Below are 22,871 nucleotides of genomic sequence, written 5' to 3' on the forward strand. Positions count from 1 at the left end.
TGTATGATCAGTTAAAAATAAGATAATAAATTCCAATTTAGGAAATTCGAAATTGTGCCTTTGGTTTTTACACATAAAAATGCCCCAAATAAGTGTCTAACTTTTGGGGCATTTCTCTAAATAAAAATATTTGATTTTTTTTGTACAAACGTTTATGACAAGAATTTCATCCAATCAGAATTATCTTGGTAATCAACTATTGGATTAGCTGTATTTTTACTTGATAATTGTCCTAAGAACATATTCAAATCCATTAACATATGTTGACGTGTTATTTCGACAAGTTCAGAATTAAAGCCATTCATTTTAAGAACAAACTGGAAGCTTAAAACGCGGGCAATCATTCTTCCTATTGTTACTAAATCTCTTTGACTAATATTTGAATCGACATTGAAGTCTAATTGGGATTTAAAATATGAAGCACTCATATTCGAATTGGTATATCCATTTAAGAATTGGTAAAGATTAGATTCTTTGGATTTACGCATCAATTTAAGCACCGCTTCTGCGATTTGTGAATATAACATTTCATTAGAACCTTCAAAAATCTGGAATGGTCTACTATCCACAACGGATCTTCCAGCGATATGATCCAATCGATATCCATTAGCACCTGCTAACTGCAGACTTATCTGGGCAGATTCTTGCATTAAATCAGTTACCAAAGCCTTTAATGTATTTGCCTCGATACTCATTGAAGCGAGGTCATTTTCAATACCACTTGTTTCAACGCTAAATGCACACATTCCAGAACAAATAGTAAATGCAGCTTGAATTCTTGCTAACTGATATTTTACAGCATCAATGTTTAGCAAGGGATTTCCGCCTACAATTCTAGTCTGACAATGCTGCAAAGATTCATCCATTAATCTTTTAATAAAACCAAGTCCCATACCTGGAAACTGCAATCTGCTTCTATGAAGCATGTCCAGCATCAATTTAATACCCGTACTTTCAGGAATTAATTTTTGGTCCTCAGGAACAACTACATCAATCGGATTTACTCCATAAGGAATTGCATATAATCCTAAGTTATTATATCGTTCAACCATCGGAATGTGTTGCTCAGATTTTTTATTTTCTGTTAAGAAAAAATCGATATCTCTGGTCAATTCACCATTTGCTGAATATTTACGAGCAGTTACCAACCAAAAATCAGCAGCACCACTTAATCCTTGCCAATGTTTTTCACCTTTAATTTTATAAGAATCGGCAATTTGTTCATATCCAGTCTTCATGTTTAATGCATCACTTCCATAAGCCTTTTCAGTAATCATTAAGCCACCCATTGCATTGTTTTCGAGGAATTGTTTAAACACTCTCTCCTGTACTGAAAAATTACCATATTTAGCAAGCGGCTCTAAGAATAATGCGATATTAATTCCAAACATTAATGAAAGCGCCAATGATTCGTAGGATGCAGCAGACAAAACCCCCAAACATTCTTTAACTGAAACTCCTCTACCTCCGTGGATTTTAGGAATAGCAACTGCAAGTGGTTTTTTCTTCATTATTTCAGAAAGAAATTCTGCAGGAAAATCCCTTTTTAAGCTAATTGAACTATAATCAAATTCTTCTCTAAAGATGTGATATAAATGTTTTCTAAATGATGAGATATAGCTGTCAAAATCTATGTGCTCTATTACTCCGTTCATATTATTTTTTATTTTTTACAATCAATTTATTGGGCATAAAATCGTATGCCAGCTAAAGATTATTTTCCGAAAATAAACTTCAATTGTAAAATTAGTATGATATGTATAGAAAGGCTATGAGAAATCCGTCAATAAATAGGACAAATCGTGCATTGACGTTAAATTTGGTTAAATTATTCTATTTCTATATTCGGACGGGGATATTCCAACAATTTTTTTGAACAATCTCGTAAAATAAGATGGGTCATCAAATTCTAGTTCATAAGCAATTGAAGCTACACTTTTATTTGTCTCTAGTAACAATAATTGGCTATGAATAATTGCGACTTCTAAAATCAATTGTTTGGATGTTTTTTTAAATACGGAAGACACACAGCGATTCAGGTAATTAACGGAAACCAAAAGTTTATCTGCATAGAAACTAACAGACTTTTCTTTACTATAATGTAAATGAACGAGTTGCTTAAATGAAATTGCTATTTCCTGGCGCCTTGCCAATGATCTGTTTGAGTCTGAAATTTTAATAATTTTAAGCATAACGGTTTTGAATATGCTTTCATAATATTCCTTATAAGGTTTATCAGAATAGATTTCTTTGTAGAGGAGTCCTAATAAGTTATTCAATTCTAAATCATCTTGATCGATAAGATTTATAAGCGGAGAAATTGTAAAAATATTTAATATTTCCTGTTCTCGGAAGAGCGATGTCATTGCCTGTTCCTTGATTAAAACACAAAATCCTTGGGCAGATTTATCTACTGAGTCGATAGCAGAAATATTACCATAGTTAGAAATAAGGATTGCTGGTGCTTGAACCATATAAGAGGTTGATTCTATTTGATGTTTAAAATGTCCTTTATTTATGTAAATAATCAAATTATAACCAAAAAAAATAGGTGGAATTGGTGTCTTTAAATATGGTGCGATATCGTGCAGTGGAAAAATTTTAATTGGGGTTTGTATATATGTTAGATGATTTAAAGAACCATCCATAAACTTCTCTACAAATTCGTCTGCATTGATTTTGTTTTTGTCCATTTTAATATAGATCTATGAAAACAAACTTAACAAATTTGAAGGAAGATGGGCAATATCATAAATATTACAAGATTATTAATTCGAAAAAAAGTATATTGGAATAAGTTTAAAAAACCTATACCCAATAAATTTCCAAAAAATGAAAAGAAGAACCTGGTTACAGCATGCTGGATTATTATTGAGTAGTATGACACTCCCAATAAAAAGTGCTTTGCCCAACCACCATCCCTCAAACCAATCCGATTCCTTGTCAAAAAAAACAAATGACCGTTCTTATTGGGTATCAATATTGAGCACTATGGCGACTCCAATATTGGAGAATTTAAGTAAAGGGACTTTTCAAAAAAACATGCCTATGGTTGTTTCAGAATCTTACGACAGTAGAAATCCTAAAGTAGGGTATCTTGAGGCTTTTGGGAGGCTCCTCGCTGGTATGGGGCCATGGTTAGGCTTAAAAGATGATCAAACAGAGGAGGGAAAGTTAAGGCTGAAATTCAAGGAACAAGCATTACTTGGGATCAAAAATTGTGTCGATCCAAGATCTCCTGATTACTTTGCCTGGAGAGATAATTCAAGTCAAACCTTAGTTGATGCAGCACATTTAGCTTTAGGAATATTAAGGGCACCACATGCATTATGGGAACCATTATCTAATGAAACCAAACAACATTTAATTGAAGAACTAAAGCATATTCGCTGGATTAAACCAGGTCAAAATAATTGGCTTTTGTTTTCAGCAATAACAGAAACCTTTCTGTACAGCGTTGGAGTTGAACCACAACGTGAAAAGATTGATGAAGCCATCAATAAATTCGATCAAGATTGGTATGTTGGAGACGGCTGGTATAGCGACGGAAATCATTTTGCTTTCGATTATTACAATGGCTATATCATACATTGCATGTTAGTTGAGACTTTAAAACATAACCTTAAGGAAGGAAAGTATCAGGAAAAGTACGACCGTGCTTATAAAAGGATGCAAAGATATGCACAACAGCAGGAAAGACTGATCTCTCCAGAAGGTTTCTATCCCATAATTGGAAGAAGTTCCACATATAGAAATGGAGCATTCCAACCACTAGCACAAGTTGCGTTAGACAAAAAAATTCCTGAAGGTATTTCCTACGGTCAAATACGCGCTGGACTTACTGCCATTTTAAAAAACATTTACAAATTTGATCTCTATGATAAACATGGATGGTTGATTTTAGGTTTTACAACTTCTGAACAAGGAAACATAGCCGATACTTATACTAATGCCGGATCTCTTTATGAAGCTTCACTATCCTTTCTACCTTTGGGATTACCTGCAGATGATGAATTCTGGATTTCAGACCCTGAAGATTGGACTTCAAAAAAAGCCTTTTCAGGAAAGAAATTTCCAAAAGATTATCAAGTTAAATACTAAATGAATATTAAATCCGACAAATTTCATGATAAAGAAATACTTATTAACTACCCTTATTCTAGCATTGACTTTGGGAATGACCCCACAAAAAACAGATTTTATTGATGAAACATTTAAAAAAGCTGAAAAGCAATACGAGCTTTTAATAAAGGAATCAAATCAGACTAATAAATTCCCGAGGACGGAAAAAGAAGGTAAACTTATAGTTACAAATGAATGGGACTGGACTGGAGGTTTTTTTCCTGGATCATTATGGTTGATTTATCATCAGACAGGATCTGAAAAAATAAAAAATGATGCTATCAAATGGACAGAAGCTTTGGAAAAAGCAAAAGACCTAGACCAGCATCATGATATTGGCTTTGTCATGTTTTGTTCTTACGGAAATGCAATTAAATACTTAGATAATCCTCAAAAGGTAACAGAATACAGAGACATCATCCTTCATTCCTCCAACACTGCATTAAAAAGATTCGATGAAAAGGTAGGACTCATCAAGTCATGGAATGAAAAGAAGGCTTGGGATAATAAGACAATTTGGAAATACCCAGTTATTATTGACAACATGATGAATTTGGAAATGTTGAGCTATGCCACAAAGGAAACAGGAAATTCAAGATATATAGATGTTGCAAATAGTCATGCTCATAAAACAATGGAAAACCATTTTAGAGAAGATTTCAGCACCTATCATGTCGTTGATTATGATGATAAAGGAAAGGCAATTCATAAACAAACTAATCAAGGTTTCTCAGATCAATCAACTTGGGCAAGAGGACAGGCATGGGCTATTTATGGATTTACAATGATGTATAAGGAAACAAATAATCCAGCCTATTTAAAGACCGCTCAAGAAGCTGCAAAATTTTATATTTATCATCCTAATTTACCAAAAGATAAGATTCCTTATTGGGATTTTAATGCAAATGAAAAAGGATATCAATCAGATGTTGACTTTTCTGCAAGAAAACTTACTTATATTCCTAGGGACGCATCTGCTGCTGCTATCACTGCCTCAGCTTTGATAGATCTTTCGAGTTTCAGCGAAGGAAAGGACAAAAAAATGTTTCTAAATTTTGCAAAAGAAACCTTAAAAACATTGTCTAGCCCGACATATTTTGCCGATCCAGGAACAAATTCAGGATTTTTATTGAAACATAGTGTTGGAAGCTTACCTCATAACTCAGAGGTAGATGGTCCACTAGTATATGCAGATTATTACTTTTTGGAAGGATTAACTCGGTTAAAAGAATTGAAAAAGTAAAAATTGTAATTAAAACTCAAAATATTCATTACTAAATAACAAAATTCATTAATTCGTAAAGATTTAATGAATTTTCTCATTATATTCAAATCAATTATAAGTGACCACAAATATTTACTAATTTTGAAACAGTTTTTCAAGAAAGAAAGTAATGAATACAGAAAATAAAATCAATGTGTTGTATTTGGATGATGAAGAGAACAATTTATTTTCTTTTAAAGCCACTTTTAGGTTTAAATATAATGTTTTTACTGCGCTCACTGGTGCAGAGGCATTAGATATTATTCGTAATAATGATATTCAAGTCATCATAACGGACCAGAGAATGCCTGAAATGACTGGTGTAGAGTTTTTAGAGAAGGTTATAAAAATTAAGCCTGATCCTATGCGAATTCTATTAACCGGTTATACAGATATGGGTGCTGTTGTTGATGCCATTAATAAGGGTAAGATTTTTCATTATTTGAACAAACCTTGGAAAGAAGAAGAATTAAGTCAAACCATTAATCGTGCCTTTGAAATCTTTCAAAACAAAATGAATATCATCGATCAAAAATCGAAATTAGAGATTTCAAACGAACAACTTGAATTTTTACTTCGCCAAAGATTATTATCCTAATTGAAGATTTAATATGACTATTCCTTAGAAGGAATAGTCACTATAAACTTGGACCCTAAATCGGGTGATGATTCTACCCTAATATTTCCTTTTAATTTCTGCACTGCGGTTCTCACATTATATAGACCGAATCCCATTCCAGCCGCCTGATCACTAGCCCTGAAAAATAACTTGAAAATATCATCTTGTAATGCTTGGGGAATCCCTATTCCATTATCAGCAACTGACAATATAGCTTGACCATTTTCAGTCTCAACAGATAGTTTAACCTGCTTTTCTAAACCATCTAATTTTTGATACTTTATGGCATTTGAAACAAGGTTATGAAGTATAAGTTCAAGAATAGATTTATCGTTTATGAATGTTTTATCCTGCGAAACCTCAATAATTATATCTACACCAGAACTTTGAGTATATATTTTATAGAAATCGACAATATCATCAAATATTAAATTGAAATCTATTTTTGACAGATTAAGTTCTCCCCTTCTCAATAAGTAATAATCGCGCAAACTGTTGATATAATCTTCAAGTTTCACAATGGAATTCTTCATGAGGAATAAAATCTCATGAACTTGTTCAACGCTTTTGAAATCCAATGCTATTCTAATTGCTCCAAGTACTCCGGCTAAAGGGTCTCTTAAATCATGACTTACGCTGTAAGCAAATTTATCCAGTTCCTCATATGCCTTTTGCAATTCAGCATTTCTTATATCCAATAAAGAATTCGTTACATAGAATTTGTTTGCTTCTTCTATACATGAAATTATTTCGGCTTCCTCCCAAGGTTTTCTAACAAATCTAAAAATATGACCACGGTTAATGGAATCGATTACGGTATCCATATCTGCATATGCAGTTATCAGAATACGTATTGGTCTTGGAAATTCTTTCTTGATTCTACTAAAGAAGTCAATACCATTTTCACCTGGCATTTTTTGGTCACAGAATATTACCCTTATATTCGGATTTGTCATCAAAATATTTTCTGCATCAGTAGTATTACTTGCAATATGAATATTATATCGAAAACGCAATGCCGCCTTAAACCCAACTAAATTATTGTACTCATCATCAATGTACAAAATCTCATAATTCTTATCCATAATATACCCTTTAATGTGACCTTCTACCCATTAATTCTTTTACTTAAACTTCCTGTCTAATAGGAAGAATAATTGTGAACTCTGTTCCTACACCCAATTCTGAATCTAAAATGATCTTTCCATTATGCCTTTCAATTGTTTTATAGGCAATTGACATCCCTAGGCCGGTTCCCTCACCTACTTCTTTGGTAGTAAAAAATGGTTCAAAGATACGGCTTTTAACCTCATCAGGAATACCCGTACCATTATCTTTTATTTTTATTTCAATTTTCGAATCATCACTATTCATTTTCGTCTCAATCCTTAACACACCCTCAAGATTTTCATGATATTTTTTCTCAATAGCATATATGCCATTTGATAAAATATTCATAAACACCTGATTCAATTTACCTGCATAACATTCTATCATAGGAATGTCTTGATAGACCTTCTCAACTATGATCTTTTCTTTTGTCATCGTGTTCAATATGACTAAAGTAGAATCTAAGCATTCATTCACATCAGCTTTCTTTAAGGTATCTTCATCTATCCTAGAAAATATTCTCAAGCTTTTAACAATTTCAGCCGTTCTTTCAGCTCCCTCTTTTATACCTTTCAATAAAAAGTCAATTTCTGACTTTAAGTAATCCAAATCGTTCAAGCGCTTTATATTCTGAATTTGGATTTGTTTTTCTTCGATACTTAAGTCCTGGTTCAATGCAATTTCCTCAATTTGATTTATGATATCCTGTAAAATCCCCACATCCCTTCTAAGGGGGGAAACATTTGAGGTGACAAAATTGATGGGATTATTAATCTCATGGGCGACTCCTGCAGTTAATTGCCCTAAAGAGGCCATTTTTTCAGATTCCACAAGCTGTGCTTGAGCCTCTTTCAAGTTTGTTAAAGTTAGGCTTAGTGATTTATTTGACTCCTGAAGTTCTTCGGTACGCTCTTTTACCTTTTGCTCTAAGACAATATTTTGTTCTCGAATTAACTTTTCATTTTCTTGAGAGATAGCCAATTCCCGAACCTGAAGCTCTAACATTTCCTTACGATATGTATTTATCTTGTCGGCTAATGCAAAAGAAAGCAATAATGCTTCGATAACGGAGCCAATTTGAACTGATCGGGCTGTAAATAAATTTGTTGGTAAAACACCATAATCTTTTAGAACAAATACCAGCACACTAATTAAGAAAATACACCATGCAAATAGGAAAAATTTGGTCTGTCTAAATTTCCTTCTGGATAGCTCAAATGCGAAAATAAGTACAATTGCAGCTCCCCCTCCAGCTACTATATTTACAATTTTATAAGCAGGTAAAATATATCCAAAAAGTAGTAGTCCAATTGCAAACAAATACCCTAGAAGAAAGATATTCAACAATTTATTGAAGTTTTTAGCTTCAGCTGCAGTATGTAAAAATGACTTCACAAATAAGATCGCTCCGATTCCAGAAAGTGCACCAGAAAAAGTCAATATTCGAGAAGATATCCATGCATTCCTAATTTCAAAAACACGCTCAATCAAACCAAGAACGGCCATTTGAGCAACAAAAACCCAAAAAATATAATTGACATAATTTAGATAATGTTTCTCTCCCGTTGCTAGATATAAAAATGCATTATACAAAACCAAGGATAACATCAAACCAATATAAATTGCAGAAAGAATATCCTCTCTTTGCAAGAATTTAAACAAGCCAGCTTCTGACTGAATCGAAATAGGCAAAATGATTTGAGTCTGATTCTGCAATTGAAAATAACATTCAGCTTTTTCTCCTTTGTTTAGTTTCAATTCAAAAAGGTAAAATTGATGAGGAAATTTTCGATCAGAATAAGCAGATCCAACCTTGTAAATGGTACTGTCAATTTTAGAATTTATAATGCTGTAAAATTTAACAGAATCTAAATTTGGATGCGATAGATCAATTATAATTTTGTTTTCTTCAGAATTATTGACGACTTCAAACTTAACCCAATTAGGATTATTTGCTATCCCAAGGTTTGGCACTTCAGAATTACTCGGGACAAATAGGTTTGGGTTCTTTAAGACATCCTGAATATTCATTTTGCCAGATTCATCTTGGTAAATAGATAAATATTTACCAATATTCATTAAATCATGACCTTCAAAAGAAACAACGGGGTCATTAGCGGCCTCAGTTCGAAGCCCTACTAATATTAAAATTATAGAAAATGAAAAAGCAATTAACCTACTCATCTTAACAACTAATCATTGACATTTATATTCATTATTTTTTCTATATCTACATATACTCTACCCGAATTCAACGGATACCCTAAAAGCAATTTTCTTGATGCCCAAGCTGTGATGCCACCTCCAAGGACGACTTCAGAAGCTAGTTGAGGCCATGATTTTAAAGACTTACCTATTTCTGGTAAAGAATTCTTCATTCGTTCCGAAAGATCTTTGGCATTGACAATTTTCATCAACAATCCCATTCTCGAAATACTATCAAGGGATTTAACATCCTTTATATTTAAATCACCTGCAAGTCCATGAAAAATAGGCATTGTAGGGTTTAGGTCGAATCTTTCAACATCTAGCATTCCTCGATCATTGGTCTCCATAATCACAGGGATATTCAATTCTCGAGCTTTTATACGGCTTTCAACTTTAACCTCAAAGTTATCGCAAACCTCAATCAGCAGATTCAGTTTATGATCTCCTTGAAGGAAGTTATTCATATTATCGTCAGTTATTCCTTCAGGAAATACCTCAACTTCCATATAAGGGTCAATTTCAGCAATTTCACGAGCGGCTAGGATCACTTTAGAAACTCCAATATTAAACACACCTGTACGTAACCGATTTAAATTACTTAAATCTAGGGTATCATAATCAGCAAGCTTCATCCTACCACACCCTCTCTCCAATGCGATTGTCAATGCAACAGACTGCCCTACTGAAAGACCAATTATTCCCAACGTTTTAGATTCCAAGATTTGTTGTTCTTCTTCCGTGATCTTTTGTTTGTTACGATTTGTTCGAACCTCAAGGAAGTCTTGCTTATCTAAAAGATGTACTAAAGAATATTTCCATGGATAAAAAACCCAAACTCCAATTTCATCAAAATGCTTTCCATTAGCGATAGAACCTATAAAATTGGAAAAATGTTCTTCGTTTGCATTAAAATTTGGAAATCGACAAATAAAGAGATCTTTCAATTGCCTTTCGATTTCATCAAACTCGAACAATATGCTTCCATTTTCTTTTAATTCAGATATTTTTAAAATATCATTAGGATTTGATTTATCGAAGAAGATAGGTTGGTAAGATAAGTTTACGGAAGTATTCGTCTTTTTCATTAGGTATTACAAGATTATAACATCATCAGGATTAATATTTTTATTCAAGGTTCTAGGGCCCTTTGCCATATTAATTATGGATTTCAAATCCCAATCCTTTAAATCATTGAGACTAAGGTCATAATGAATTTCAATTTCTTTGGATCTAAGGGTTTCGATTCTGGGACCTACATCTAAATCCCTTAATGCCAAGATTGCATCACGGTCTTCTTCAGAGGCAGTAGGGAGGTTAATAACATCATCCAGAAGCATTGTTGTTGCCAAGAGGTCTAATTTTGGATAATAGAATGTTCCATTATTACCTACGCCTGTTTCCTGCCTATAACCTACAGCTTTTGTGAGGTTGACTGTATATGGGGCACAAAGAGCAAATAAAGTATGTAGACCAATTTTTGGGGCAATTGCTATGGCAGCTCTTGTCAAAAAAATACTACCTATACCATACCCTGCAATTTCTCTAGAATTCCACAAGCCACATCCTTCGCCCGTTCCATTCTGAGCATATGACCATACGAGATCAAATATTTTTTCATCCATCATACCAGTAGCCTCCTCTATCGGTAGAGATTGAGTACCACCAGCTACATGGATTCGAGCACCTCCGTAAACATTTTCACCATCTAAGGATTCTACAATCAAAACAAATGCTGCAGGATTATACATCCATTCATCTTTTGAAGACGTTACTTTTTTAACACCTATAGCAGTCAATACATGCTCGTGTCCTTTAATAAATCGTAAACATGTTTCCGGGTCATCAATCGCTCTAAATGCCCTTAACCTAACTACAGGCCTACCATTTTTAATTATTAATGTCACTTTTCTGTTGGCTAATTTTAATAATAAAATAAAATTTATTTTAAAGCTAAAAATACACAATTAAAACGACTGTGTACTTTAACATTATAGTTAAACACTTCACAAGTAAGTTATTTAAAACCATTTTTGTCCATTGAAAAATTACCTTAATTCTATAGTTAATAATGACCCAATTATAGATTATTGATGGTCCTAGTTTGGTATTTTAACTGAAAATCACTAAAAAACATTACCTAGATTTTTACAGGAATTAGAGATAAGATTTGGATTGAAATCAAGAAGTAAAATTTTTAAGTTAATTTATTTAAACTACCTTTAATTTATTAAATTCTCGAAAAAAATATCCAATTACTTTCTTCTGTTTTTTTAATTCAGAAATTCAGCTTTTCACAATCTACTTACAGGTCTTTCTAATAAAGATTTTGCAGATAAACTTTCAACAAAACATCTAATAAAGAACGAATTACCCATTTTTTAGATTTACTTTATACGTCTTAATAATAGTTGTGCAACATTAAATAATGTACTTAGGTTAACACGAGCAAGTTACAATTTTTTTTAATCTTATTTAATAAAAATTAAAGGATGAAGTATCGATTTTAGGGATTTTTAAAATAATTAGGAATTGAATATTTTCTATATTTAATATTATTATATTTGTTTATTCTCGGTCTATCGGAAGAAAAACAATTATTATTAACTATTAATGTCATCCACTATTAATTAGTTTGGGTTTTAGTTTTAGAACTATGAAAACGCATCAGATGTTTGATGAAATAAATGAACTAAAGGAAAGAATAAAAGACTTTAACTCCTTGGTTTCATCTATAGATGATATTATATTTGAGGTTAGCGACCAAGGTGTTATATTAAATTGCTGGACAGCAAATCCTGAACAATTATTTTACGATAAGAACTTTCTCATCAATAAATCCGTTAAAGAACTTTTTCCTACAGAATTTTCTAATACTATCATGTATATAATAGAAAAATCAATTCGAAAACGGACTGGATATGTACTTAAATACAAATCCCCTTTTGACGAGGATCACGATCACTGGTATAAACTTAAGACCAAAATAATCAGTAATAAATTTGACAGATTAACAGTTGTTATTACCAATATAACAAGGGAGCAAAAATTACTCTCTAAAATTCAGATCAAGGAAGAAAAGTTTAATCGTGCTTTTCAGAATTCATCCATAGGCATGCTATTACTTAGCAAATCTTTAAAAGTTATAGAATATAGCATGGAACTTCAACACATTTTAGGTTATAATGAACCTGAGGAAATGTTGAAAAAGGAGGTTCCAGAATTTATTCTCGAATCACATCATGAAAATGTCCAAGTTGCTTTTGATGAAGTAAAGCATGGTATTCGGGAAAAAGCAATGATCGAAGCGGAATGTTATGCAAGGGGAAATAAAGTAATATGGTGCTTAATAAATATTTCATCTGTTCGAGATAAACATGGTAAGGTCGTCTACTTCCTCTGTCAAATTCAAGACCTTTCCCTTTTCAAAAGCAATGAAACTAAATTGAATCATCAGAATGAACTACTTGAAAAGATCAATTACGAATTAAAAGTAAAAATCAATCAATTAGAAACATTCAATCAAATACTAGCTCATAACTTAAGGACTCCTATTAGTAATATCGAGATGATTATTAATCAACTTGAAATCGAAACAAGTCATGAACAGCAAAAAAATTTGATTGAATTACTCAGAATTAGCAACAAAAAGTTTCTCAATTTATTTGATAACTTGATTGAAACAATTGATGTGCAGAATTCAAATAAAAATCTAAGTCAAACCACCCAAATTGAAGAGGTGTTTAATAAAGTAAAATTATTTTTTACTGAGGAAATTTCTACCAATAAATTGCAAATTATTGAGGATTTTAAAACAAAAGTTATTTCATTTCCTGGGGATTATATTTTTAGTATTTTTAAATATCTAATCAGTTCATCATTAAAAACATATGTTCCAGGAAAGGTTATCGAAATAATTGCAAGTACAAATGAAAACGAAAACGATATCCTTATTTCAATGGAAAATAACTGTAGTTCACAACACTGTTTTGAAATTGCCTCAGAAGTCCTAAATAGCAATGAACCCATGGATGAAAATATCCAGATGGAACTACATATAGCCAAACAACAAATTTATTTTTTTGGGGGCAACATCAAAATATTTCGAATTGCTGATGTTGGAAATAAAATTATTATTTCTTTACCCAAATCCTTTTAAACTAGGATGATATGAATAAATTAAGAATAACCTTAGTTGATGATGACTCTATTTTTTGCTTCTTATTCAAAAAGTTGATTGAACAATACCCAAATTTTTCAATTGACCTAGAAATATTTCCAGACGGTTATAGTGCTGCAGAATCATTACGTAACAATAAAAATATTCCCCAAAATCAACCTCAATTATTATTTATTGATATCAATATGCCTCTTATGAACGGCTGGGAATTACTTGAGACTATCTATAACGAGGAGTTATTAAATAATGAGCAAGTTAAAATGTATATTATTAGTTCTTCCATTAGCAAAGCCGATTTGGATCATAGCAAAATTGGCATTCCACCTATAAGTTACCTCACAAAACCAATAACCTTCGGCACCTTATTTCGAGAGATTGAGGCATATAATTCAAATTTACCCACGTTGAATTAATCAAACCAAAATAACAATAGCAAAGCTGTAAACGAATGTTTACACAAACTTTATTAAAAATCCTCTATTTAAAATCTAATTTTTTCAATAAATCATATTTATATATTTTTAACACGTCAAAAATTGGAATAAAACAAAATTTTATGATTATATTGTATGTATATACAAATCATAAAATGAAAAGAATTTTTATTGGATTTTTAGGAATCACACTATTGTTTCAATCCTGTCAATCAGAGAATGAGAGGGCCAACAAAGCCTTAGCAGAAAAAATATTAAATGACTCCAGCTTAAATCAAGTCGATAGTTTAGCAAGAGCAGTAATTAAAGAGGGTTTTAATGCAGGAAGTGGTTATTCTCAAATTTGGGCAAGGGATTTAAATACTTTTATTGAAACCGCAGTAGATGAGAGAAGCAAAGATGAAGTTAGGGGTGCGGTTTTGATGTTTTTCAAATTGCAGCAAGAAAATGGGGAAATGGTAGATGGATATGTTGTTAAGAAAGATTTTACATGGTTTGATGATACACCATATTATTCGAAAAATGCTCCGGAACATGTAGGATTTAAGAATACTGTTGAAACTGATCAGGAAACCTCTTTAATTCAGCTATTAGGGAAATACATTGAAAAGACAGGCGATACAACAATTCTTTCCGAAAAAATTGGAGGTATTGATGTGATCAGCAGAATTGATTTGATGATTCAATATCTGATGAAGGAAAGGTATAATAAGGAGTATGGCTTATTATGGGGTGCAATGACTGCAGATTGGGGTGATGTACAACCGCATGATGATTTTGGATGTGATTGGAATAACCTTTCCAATGAGGCGATTGATGTTTATGATAATGCAATGTTTGTAATTGCTTTAGATTATCTAATCAAATTTGCAGCAAATAATCCTAAGGCAGAAGAATGGAAAGTGCTAAAAGATCAAATTGCAAAGAATTCAAAAACACATTTATGGGACAAAAAAAATCAAAAATTCATTCCACATATCTATCCTGAAGAATCACCACTTCCAAAAGATTTCGATGAAAATCAAATCCATTATCATGGCGGAACAAGTGTTGCAATAGAAGCAGGCTTTTTAAACAAGGAAGAGATTGCAATTGTTAATAAGAAGATGGTTGAAAATGTAAAAAAATCAGGGATGCCCAGTATAGGGTTAACAATTTATCCAACTTATCCTGAAGGTTTTTTTAAAGGCTGGATGGAAAAGCCTTACCACTACCAAAATGGTGGTGATTGGACATGGTTTGGTGGAAGAATGATTCAACAATTAATCAAAAATGGCTTTATTGAAGAAGCATATGTGGAAGTTCGTCCAATGTTAGACCGTGTGATCAAAAATCAAGGGTTTTATGAATGGTATGGCATGAATGATGTACCGAGTGGTTCCGGAAAATTCAAAGGATCAGCAGGGGTTTTGAGCAAATCTATCCAACTATTCCGCGAATGGGCTAAAGAAAACAAATAAAAAAATCGATAAAAAAAATAAGGCTGACCGACAAATCGGACAGCCTTATTTTTTTATCAACTCCTTTAATTAAAAAGAGGATTGATAAACTCCCATTCTTTTATATGTGAAGGATGATGCTCTTTTATTACAATATCATCAAAGGTTTTTAAAAAATTTAAATTATCCTCTGCAATATCCTTTTCTTCCATTGGATCATTCGCAAGATTGTACAGTTGCCAATCTGTATTATTAGAGCCTTTCTCTTTAACATTTGTTTTTACAGCCTTCCATTTACCCCTTCGAATCGCAATTTGACCGCCCTTTTCTGGATATTCAAAATATAAATACCGTTTATTTAGACTATCTTCTTGCCCAAGCAAAGCTGGCACCATAGATTCTCCATCTGTTTTTATATGATCAATTTTCAGTATATCAGCCAATGTTGCCATTAAGTCATATTGAACTGAAATATGATTAGAAACTTTATTTTTCGGAAATTTATTAGGCCATTTTGCAATAAATGGGACCCTGATTCCACCTTCGTAGACATCCATTTTTAGACCTCTCAAATTTCCAACACTTTTGAAATACTCAGGTTGTACACCACCATTGAATGTTGCTCCATTATCACTTGAAAACATGACAATGGTATTATCCTCTAGACCCAGTTCTTCAAGTTTATTTAGAATAATCCCAACCTGATCATCGAGATAAGTAATCATTGCAGCATAAGTTGACAGTGGGTATTGTGAAGGTACATACCCATTTTGACCAAAATAAGGCTTTTCACCAGGGAATTTACCGATATATTTTTTGATATATGAGTCTGGAGCTTGCAAAGAGACATGCGGAATGGTATAAGGTAAATACAGAAAAAATGGACTATTGCTATTTTCTTTAATAAACTTCAATGCTTTTGAAGTCATTTTTTCAGGAGCATAAACCTTTCCTTTAAATTTTTCAAAGTCCTCATTTTTGAAATTTTCAGGATCTAATTGCTCATGAACAAAGCGATATTCGTTTTCTAAAGTATCCCATCTTCCGTTTTCCCAAAGGTGTGTCGGATAAAAATTATGGGCTTGTTTTTGATCAAGATATCCGTATGCATAATCAAAGCCTTGTTTTTGAGGATCCCCTGTAGTATTGGCCATACCTAACCCCCATTTGCCAACAATCCCAGTTTTATATCCAACTGATTTTAACATTTTGGGAATTGTATAAATTCCTTCTGGAAGTGGCATTTGTCCAGCTTCTTTTTCATCCTGAAACCCTCCTAATTCATAATTACCACGGATATAAGAATTCCCCGAATGCTTCCCCGTCATCAACATTGCACGTGAAGGAGCACAAACTGGAGCTGAACTGTAATGCTGGGTAAAACGAACCCCTTCCTTAGCTAATTTATCCAAATTTGGGGTATGAATTAACTTTTGTCCATAAGAACCTAGTTCAGCATAACCCATATCATCTGCGTAGATATAAATAATATTGGGTTTGTTATTTGATTGATTTTGAGCAAATAAACCCCAATTAACATACAACATGAACAAAATGGAAATCAAAATAGATTTGCAATTATATATATGCATGATTATATTTCCAGTTTAGCTTAATAAATTAGTTGTAGAAGTCTAACTCAGCAATACTAAGTGATTTATCATCTCTTGCTATTTTATCAGCTTCAATTTTAATAAATTTTGTATTCACAGGATTTTTAAACCTGAATGTCCTAGTGCTAGGGTCGTTAATAAGATTTCCAAATTCAAACGAATCAATTAATTTCCAATTGGTACCATCATTACTACTATAAATTTTCCCTAGCTCAAGCATTCCCTTTTCATTTTGGCGTTGTGGTGTATAAGCAAAACTCTTTAAAAGTTCGGATTTTCCTAAATCAATGATTACAAACAGCCCATTATTATTCGATTGGGAATTCCAATAGGTATCCGGATTTTCGTCAAATATTAAATTTGATTCATGCCCTTTAGTTTCAGAGCTCTTTTCAATTATTTTCCAAGTCTTTTTTTCAATTCCAATTTCCTTTGAAACGACTGATCCAATTTGCCCTTCTTTAGAGATAGCAATGGCTTTAATTTGATTACTTTTAGGAATGAATTCTCCTTGGTACAAATTTGAGTTTTTATTTGGGGTAGTTCCATCAGTTGTATAAAATATTTTAAAATCTGCACTCAGATTTTTTAAAATATCTTCACCGTGTGGTTTCCATCCAAATTCATGCTTTTTAGGTTCAATTTTAATTTTCCCATCCACATTACGTAAAATTGCCAATTGCGGAGGAGTATTAGGTGCCAAATAAGCTCCTAAATTACTCAATACAGGAATCGCTCGGCTTTCTAATATTCTCAAACGTAATTTATTTGTTTTGATTTGTGGAAAACGTAATATCCTTTTAAAACCTACATTTGTACTATGGCTGATTTCTTTCCAGTTTCCATCAATCCAAGCATCTAATGCAAGCTTTTCAATTCGTTCACCATTGGTATCGATAGCTTCTTGTATCACAAACCTATTCAAAGTTGTTTCCTTTGATAAAGGAATTTCAATTTGATCCTGATTGGCCTTTAAAACTAATTTTGTTTTTAAATCATTGTCAATTAACGATTTATCAACCTTAGCATTTTTTAATAGATTATTTGAATACGTTGATTTAATTCTTGTACCTACTTCTTTTAAAACATTGACATCTTCAGGAGAGAATTTACCGTCACGATTAGGAGGAATATTCAATAAGAAAATTGAATTTCCACCTACAGATCTTTCATAGATATCAAATACATCATCCGTGCTTCTTACTTTTTGAAAATTATCATCTCGATAAAACCAACCTTCACGGATGGATGTATTAGTTTCGGCAGGCTGATAATGAAGAAATTTAGCTCCCTGAATTGCCTCTCTACTTCCTAAGTCTTCATCAGTTAAATCTTTATGAGTATCTAAAGTATAAGGATCTTGGGCATATGGAATTACATTCCATTCACTTGACCTAGTTCCTCCCGATTCATTCCCGCACCAACGTAAATCTTCCATTCCAAATATGATAGCATCAGGTGCAAGAGTATGAATTAATTCTTTCCAGGCAGTACGATTATATTTTTGCCCACCCTTTGTTTTTGGATGTGCACCATCAAACCAGACCTCATGGATAGGTCCATATTCTGTTAATAGTTCGAATAATTGATTTAGGAAATATTCATTATAATCATCTACATTAAATGTAAAGGTTTTGTTATTACTAAATGGACGACCTTCTACTTTTCTAGGGATGGACCTATCTGAATATTTACTTAAGTTACCATATAAACCATCTGGATTTTCTATTTGGAATAGGTCGGCTGGTGACAAATATATTCCCAATTTAAGTCCAAACTTTTGACAGGATGCAGCCAGATCTTTTAAAACATCTCCTTCCCCATTTCTAAAACCTGTGGACATAACGCCGTGCTTAGTATATCGACTTTGCCACAAAACAAATCCATCATGATGTTTTGCAGTAAAAATAACTTTGGTCATCCCTGCGTCTTTCATGCTTTTGCACCATTGATCTGTATCCAATGTTTTTAGATCAAAAATCGCAGGGTCCTCTTTACCATTTCCCCACTCCATTTTAGTAAATGTATTCGGCCCAACATGTATAAAGGCAATAAATTCATCTTTCAAGGCATCATATTGATTTTTTGTTGGAACCACATGTGCTGCTTTTCTGATTATTTCTTCAGGAGTATCAGATTGATTAATACTATATGTATTTTTTATTGGAAGCGAATTACCTTTTAATAGTTCTTGGCTAATCCCTATGGTTGTTACACAACTTAAGAGCAATAGTAGATTGATTCTTTTGTTCATTTTTTTGTTTTCGGCTATATAAGGTCAAAATATTTTTAAAATTACAGGATCACCTTGGCATAAATTGAACCTATTTTAGCAAAAACTAAAACTCCATTAACTCATTTTTATTGATTTCCAAATATTTTTAAAAAGTCGCTTTCAAATTAGATAAATATTAACAATTTCTTAATTTGAATTTTAAGTTATACTAAACTTTAAATTGTTTTTTTGAATAAAATTTGAAGAAATAATTAGTATATATAAACTTTTTTGAGTTCATTCGTTTTATATAAACCAAAAATGAGCTAACCAAAAAGAATAAACAACCTGCGTATGAATAAAGTCAATTAGAGAAAAAAAAGGAGATGCTGCAACATCCCCTAAAAAAATCGATCAAGCTTTTATTAATTAATTTTTATTGTTCAAATATGAAAAATAATCACCTCGTTTCAAAATTGGGGAAGGTAATCGTCTGTCCAATTTTTCGAGCAACAAATTTTGGTTCAATGCTTTCAATCGCCCTGCTATTGAGCAGCAACGGAGCATTTGCCGAAACCAATCCACATTCCACAAATTATTATTTCCAACAAGAAGAGATCACTGTCCAGGGCTCGGTAACAGCAGATGGGAAACCTTTGGCGGGAGCCTCGGTTACTTTAAAAAGCAGTGCGAATGCAATTACCAAAACGGGATCCGACGGAAAGTTTGAGGTCAGGGTTCCCAAGGACGCAGTCCTCATCGTGAGCTCCATTGGCTATGAAACCCAGGAAGTTCTAGCCAAGGAAAACCTGCACGTTCAGCTTTTTGAAAAGGTTGCCGCGCTGGACGAGATGGTGGTAGTGGGATACGGGACACAGAAGAAGGTCAACCTCACAGGCGCCGTGGACCAGATCACCTCCAAACAACTGGAGAACAGGCCAGTTACAAACCTGGGTTCCGCCCTGCAGGGACTGATCCCCAACCTGAACATAACCAATCCCAGCGGGAATCCATCCCAAGGCGCATCCTTCAATATCCGGGGTACAACCTCCATCAATGGCGGCGGACCACTGATCCTAGTGGACAACGTTCCGTATTCTGAGGACGAGGTCGCAAGGCTGAACCCCAATGACTTTGAATCGGTGACCGTCCTGAAGGACGCCTCATCCGCGGCAATTTACGGAGCAAGGGCGGCCTTTGGAATCGTGCTCATCACAACAAAGAATGCCAAGACCGATAAGGTACAAGTAGATTTTGGCTACAACTCTTCCTATAGGACCGTCGGCAAGATGCCGGAGGTGGTAACCGACCCGCTGACGGTCATGGAATACAAAAGGCAGGCTGCCGCTCCTTTATATGACCTATTTCCCGATGCAGTTCGCGAATATGCACAGCAGATTCAAAACGATCCAAGCCTACCGAGGGTAATCATCGACCCGACCAACAAACTGAACTATATGTACTACGGTTCGACGGACTGGATGGAAGAAGCATATAAAAAGGTTGCTCCGACCAACACATTCAACTTGAACATTGGTAAGCGCTCGGAAAATCTTTCCTACCTGTTTTCCGGAGAATATTACCGTCAGGACGGTATGCTGAAATATGGCGAGGACGTACTCAACAGGTACAATATCCGAGGAAAGGCCGACCTTCAGTTGACCGACTGGCTCTCTTTCGGAACCAATACTCTTTTAACCATGCGTGATTACAATTCGCCGGTTTTTATGGATGGAGATTTCTTCTGGAATGTGAATAGGACAAGTTCACTGGACGTTCCTAAAAATCCGGACGGAAGTTGGACATCGGCAGGTGCTGGATTATTAGGGAGGATGCAGGACGGTGGACGGAAGATCAGTAAGATCAATGAATTCCAGACCTCGTTCTTTGCAAAAGCGTCGATAATAAAGGGGATCTGGGACATTCAGGGAGATGCAACCTTTCGAAGGACCTCTGGTAATACGAGTTCTTACGATGTTCCAATTCCCTACAGGACTGGACCAGAAACAGAGGTCAAGTATGCAGGGTCAACAACCTCCTATGCCTCTAAAGCTAATGACAACAACAGATACGATGTATTCAATATCTTCACGACATTCAAGAAGGTCATTGAAAATCATAGTATAACCGCAGTCCTTGGTTATAATCAGGAATACCGTAAGAACGAATGGACGTCCATGAGCAGGAACAACCTCCTCTCCCCTGACCTTCCAACGTTGGAACTGGCATCAGGCACGATGACAACTAGAAATACGGTTGACGACTGGGCGGTACAGGGACTGTTCTACAGATTGAACTATGCCTTCAACAACAGATACCTGCTGGAATTCAACGGTCGCTACGACGGTTCCTCCAAGTTCCCCGATGGGGACCGTTGGGGATTCTTCCCCTCTGCATCTGCAGGATGGGTCGTTTCTGAAGAGCCATTTTTCAATGCCATAAAACCAACTGTCAACCACCTGAAATTCAGGGCATCCTATGGTAACCTGGGCAACCAGAACGTAGCCAACTATTCCTTTGTACCGACATTGGGCGTAGGAAAGATCGGCTGGGTACTTGGAAGCGAACGACCTTCGGGACTCAACCCTCCGGGCGCAGTTTCATCTTCCTTCACCTGGGAAAAGGTATCGACCGTGAATTTCGGTGTCGACCTGGCACTCCTGGACAACAGGCTGAACCTGACATTCGACAAATATACAAGGACCACGAAGGACATGTTGGTCAAGGGCAGAACACTGCCCGGGGTCTTTGGAACGGGATCGCCTAAAATGAACGCAGGAGACCTGAAGACCGACGGATGGGACATGCGTCTGGGATGGAAGGACCAGTTTGACCTTGGAGGATCTCCATTTTCATACGACATGGCCTTTGTACTTTCAAATTACAAAGCCACCATTACCAGGTATGACAACCCGACCAATTCCCTAGGGGATTATTATGTAGGCCAGAGATTGGGCGAGATCTGGGGATATACCTATGATGGGGTATTTGAGAACCAGGCACAGTTGGACGCCTTGAGTATGGTAGATATTGGTAACTCAAATGTGGGTAACAATTCATATATAGGTGACATCAAATTTTTGGATAAAAATGGAGATGCAAGAATTAATTCAGGAAAGAATACACTCGATGACCATGGAGATATGGACATTATCGGAAATAGTTACACCCAGTTGCCATATAGCTTCGACCTGAACGGTTCGTACAAGGGGTTCTCTTTAAGGGTGTTCCTGCAGGGTGTAGGCAAGAAGGATTGGTACCCAGGAGGTAACCATGTTTATTTCTGGGGTATCTATGCGCAGCCATGGACCAATGTTACAGTACAGAACCTGGACCACTGGTCCCCTGAAAATCCGGGAGGTTACTTCCCTGCAGTTCGTGCATATGCTGCTGAAGTCAGTGGCCGATCTTTGGGTGCAGCCAACGACCATTATCTTCAGGATGCAAGCTACCTTAGGGTGAAGAACCTGACCTTTGGTTATTCCATCCCAAACACTGTGGTCCAAAAAATTGGACTGGGACGTGTCTTTGTCTACTTCAGCGGTGAAAACCTTTTCGAAAAGACAAACCTCAAGGTTAGCCTTGATCCGGAAGGCCTTAATGGACAGATCTATCCCTTTCAACGAACTTATTCATTCGGAATGAATGTTAGCTTTTAATCCAAACTGTC

Annotated in this window: 15 protein-coding genes; 7 read left to right on the plus strand and 8 right to left on the minus strand. The window is 34.6% G+C overall.

The features are described from left to right. Positions 1-152: 152 nt before the first annotated feature. Both E0Y80_RS08240 and E0Y80_RS08245 read right to left on the minus strand, forming a co-directional pair. Entirely contained in the window at positions 153-1,655 is a 1,503-nt protein-coding gene (locus E0Y80_RS08240) for an acyl-CoA dehydrogenase family protein (protein ID WP_156307191.1), read from the minus strand. Between the two features lie 168 nt (positions 1,656-1,823). Further along, entirely contained in the window at positions 1,824-2,693 is an 870-nt protein-coding gene (locus E0Y80_RS08245; RefSeq protein WP_156307192.1) for a helix-turn-helix domain-containing protein, read from the minus strand. A gap of 139 nt (positions 2,694-2,832) precedes the next feature. Here E0Y80_RS08245 and E0Y80_RS08250 point away from each other — a divergent pair, with 139 nt between their 5' ends. From E0Y80_RS08250 to E0Y80_RS08260, 3 genes are all read left to right on the plus strand, one after another. After that, entirely contained in the window at positions 2,833-4,101 is a 1,269-nt protein-coding gene (locus E0Y80_RS08250; RefSeq protein WP_231595995.1) for a DUF2264 domain-containing protein, read from the plus strand. Between the two features lie 25 nt (positions 4,102-4,126). After that, entirely contained in the window at positions 4,127-5,365 is a 1,239-nt protein-coding gene (locus E0Y80_RS08255) for a glycoside hydrolase family 88 protein (protein WP_156307193.1), read from the plus strand. A gap of 151 nt (positions 5,366-5,516) precedes the next feature. Continuing rightward, on the plus strand, positions 5,517-5,984 hold the full coding sequence (locus E0Y80_RS08260) for a response regulator (protein ID WP_156307194.1): 468 nt from the start codon (positions 5,517-5,519) through the stop codon (positions 5,982-5,984). A 17-nt stretch (positions 5,985-6,001) separates the two neighbouring features. Here the strand turns inward: E0Y80_RS08260 and E0Y80_RS08265 are convergent, their stop codons facing one another. The 4 genes from E0Y80_RS08265 to E0Y80_RS08280 are packed head-to-tail and all read right to left on the minus strand — an operon-like array spanning position 6,002 to position 11,227. Beyond that, positions 6,002-7,090, minus strand: a complete 1,089-nt coding sequence (locus E0Y80_RS08265) for a hybrid sensor histidine kinase/response regulator (RefSeq protein ID WP_156307195.1) — start codon at positions 7,088-7,090, stop codon at positions 6,002-6,004. Positions 7,091-7,133: 43 nt separating this feature from the next. Further along, the gene (locus E0Y80_RS08270; RefSeq protein WP_156307196.1) at positions 7,134-9,299 is read right to left on the minus strand and encodes a sensor histidine kinase; all 2,166 of its coding nucleotides are present in this window, start codon (positions 9,297-9,299) and stop codon (positions 7,134-7,136) included. Between the two features lie 8 nt (positions 9,300-9,307). After that, positions 9,308-10,408 carry a ThiF family adenylyltransferase gene (locus E0Y80_RS08275; RefSeq protein ID WP_156307197.1) on the minus strand — a complete coding sequence of 367 codons (1,101 nt, stop codon included), beginning with the start codon at positions 10,406-10,408 and terminating at the stop codon, positions 9,308-9,310. Positions 10,409-10,414: 6 nt separating this feature from the next. Further along, entirely contained in the window at positions 10,415-11,227 is an 813-nt protein-coding gene (locus tag E0Y80_RS08280) for a hypothetical protein (protein ID WP_156307198.1), read from the minus strand. Positions 11,228-11,976: 749 nt separating this feature from the next. Between E0Y80_RS08280 and E0Y80_RS08285 the strand changes: the two genes are divergently transcribed. The 3 genes from E0Y80_RS08285 to E0Y80_RS08295 all read left to right on the plus strand — a co-directional run bounded on the left by E0Y80_RS08285 (position 11,977) and on the right by E0Y80_RS08295 (position 15,394). Further along, positions 11,977-13,479 carry a PAS domain-containing protein gene (locus E0Y80_RS08285; RefSeq protein WP_156307199.1) on the plus strand — a complete coding sequence of 501 codons (1,503 nt, stop codon included), beginning with the start codon at positions 11,977-11,979 and terminating at the stop codon, positions 13,477-13,479. 11 nt (positions 13,480-13,490) lie between these two features. After that, the gene (locus E0Y80_RS08290; RefSeq protein ID WP_156307200.1) at positions 13,491-13,913 is read left to right on the plus strand and encodes a response regulator; all 423 of its coding nucleotides are present in this window, start codon (positions 13,491-13,493) and stop codon (positions 13,911-13,913) included. Between the two features lie 176 nt (positions 13,914-14,089). Then, positions 14,090-15,394 carry a glucosidase family protein gene (locus E0Y80_RS08295; RefSeq protein WP_231595996.1) on the plus strand — a complete coding sequence of 435 codons (1,305 nt, stop codon included), beginning with the start codon at positions 14,090-14,092 and terminating at the stop codon, positions 15,392-15,394. Between the two features lie 65 nt (positions 15,395-15,459). Here the strand turns inward: E0Y80_RS08295 and E0Y80_RS08300 are convergent, their stop codons facing one another. Then, a complete protein-coding gene (locus E0Y80_RS08300) occupies positions 15,460-16,965 on the minus strand; it encodes an arylsulfatase (protein WP_231595997.1) in 1,506 nt (501 codons plus the stop codon). Positions 16,966-16,993: 28 nt separating this feature from the next. Next, complete coding sequence (locus tag E0Y80_RS08305) at positions 16,994-19,240, minus strand: alpha-L-fucosidase (RefSeq protein WP_156307201.1); 2,247 nt, start codon at positions 19,238-19,240, stop codon at positions 16,994-16,996. Between the two features lie 488 nt (positions 19,241-19,728). On the opposite strand from E0Y80_RS08305, the gene E0Y80_RS08310 reads away from it, so the two are divergent. Continuing rightward, on the plus strand, positions 19,729-22,860 hold the full coding sequence (locus E0Y80_RS08310) for a SusC/RagA family TonB-linked outer membrane protein (protein WP_156307367.1): 3,132 nt from the start codon (positions 19,729-19,731) through the stop codon (positions 22,858-22,860). Positions 22,861-22,871 lie beyond the last annotated feature (11 nt).

It is taken from the genome of Sphingobacterium endophyticum, from assembly GCF_009733535.1.
Lineage (GTDB): Bacteria > Bacteroidota > Bacteroidia > Sphingobacteriales > Sphingobacteriaceae > Sphingobacterium > Sphingobacterium endophyticum.

Excerpts from the sequence above, each read along its gene's own strand:
- E0Y80_RS08275 (WP_156307197.1), bottom strand. The coding sequence starts at position 10,408 with ATGAAAAAGACGAATACTTCCGTAAACTTATCTTACCAACCTATCTTC.
- E0Y80_RS08305 (WP_156307201.1), bottom strand. The coding sequence starts at position 19,240 with ATGAACAAAAGAATCAATCTACTATTGCTCTTAAGTTGTGTAACAACC.
- E0Y80_RS08310 (WP_156307367.1), top strand. The coding sequence starts at position 19,729 with ATGCTTTCAATCGCCCTGCTATTGAGCAGCAACGGAGCATTTGCCGAA.
- E0Y80_RS08260 (WP_156307194.1), top strand. The coding sequence starts at position 5,517 with ATGAATACAGAAAATAAAATCAATGTGTTGTATTTGGATGATGAAGAG.
- E0Y80_RS08285 (WP_156307199.1), top strand. The coding sequence starts at position 11,977 with ATGAAAACGCATCAGATGTTTGATGAAATAAATGAACTAAAGGAAAGA.
- E0Y80_RS08290 (WP_156307200.1), top strand. The coding sequence starts at position 13,491 with ATGAATAAATTAAGAATAACCTTAGTTGATGATGACTCTATTTTTTGC.
- E0Y80_RS08300 (WP_231595997.1), bottom strand. The coding sequence starts at position 16,965 with ATGCATATATATAATTGCAAATCTATTTTGATTTCCATTTTGTTCATG.
- E0Y80_RS08265 (WP_156307195.1), bottom strand. The coding sequence starts at position 7,090 with ATGGATAAGAATTATGAGATTTTGTACATTGATGATGAGTACAATAAT.
- E0Y80_RS08295 (WP_231595996.1), top strand. The coding sequence starts at position 14,090 with ATGAAAAGAATTTTTATTGGATTTTTAGGAATCACACTATTGTTTCAA.
- E0Y80_RS08240 (WP_156307191.1), bottom strand. The coding sequence starts at position 1,655 with ATGAACGGAGTAATAGAGCACATAGATTTTGACAGCTATATCTCATCA.
- E0Y80_RS08270 (WP_156307196.1), bottom strand. The coding sequence starts at position 9,299 with ATGAGTAGGTTAATTGCTTTTTCATTTTCTATAATTTTAATATTAGTA.
- E0Y80_RS08245 (WP_156307192.1), bottom strand. The coding sequence starts at position 2,693 with ATGGACAAAAACAAAATCAATGCAGACGAATTTGTAGAGAAGTTTATG.
- E0Y80_RS08250 (WP_231595995.1), top strand. The coding sequence starts at position 2,833 with ATGAAAAGAAGAACCTGGTTACAGCATGCTGGATTATTATTGAGTAGT.
- E0Y80_RS08255 (WP_156307193.1), top strand. The coding sequence starts at position 4,127 with ATGATAAAGAAATACTTATTAACTACCCTTATTCTAGCATTGACTTTG.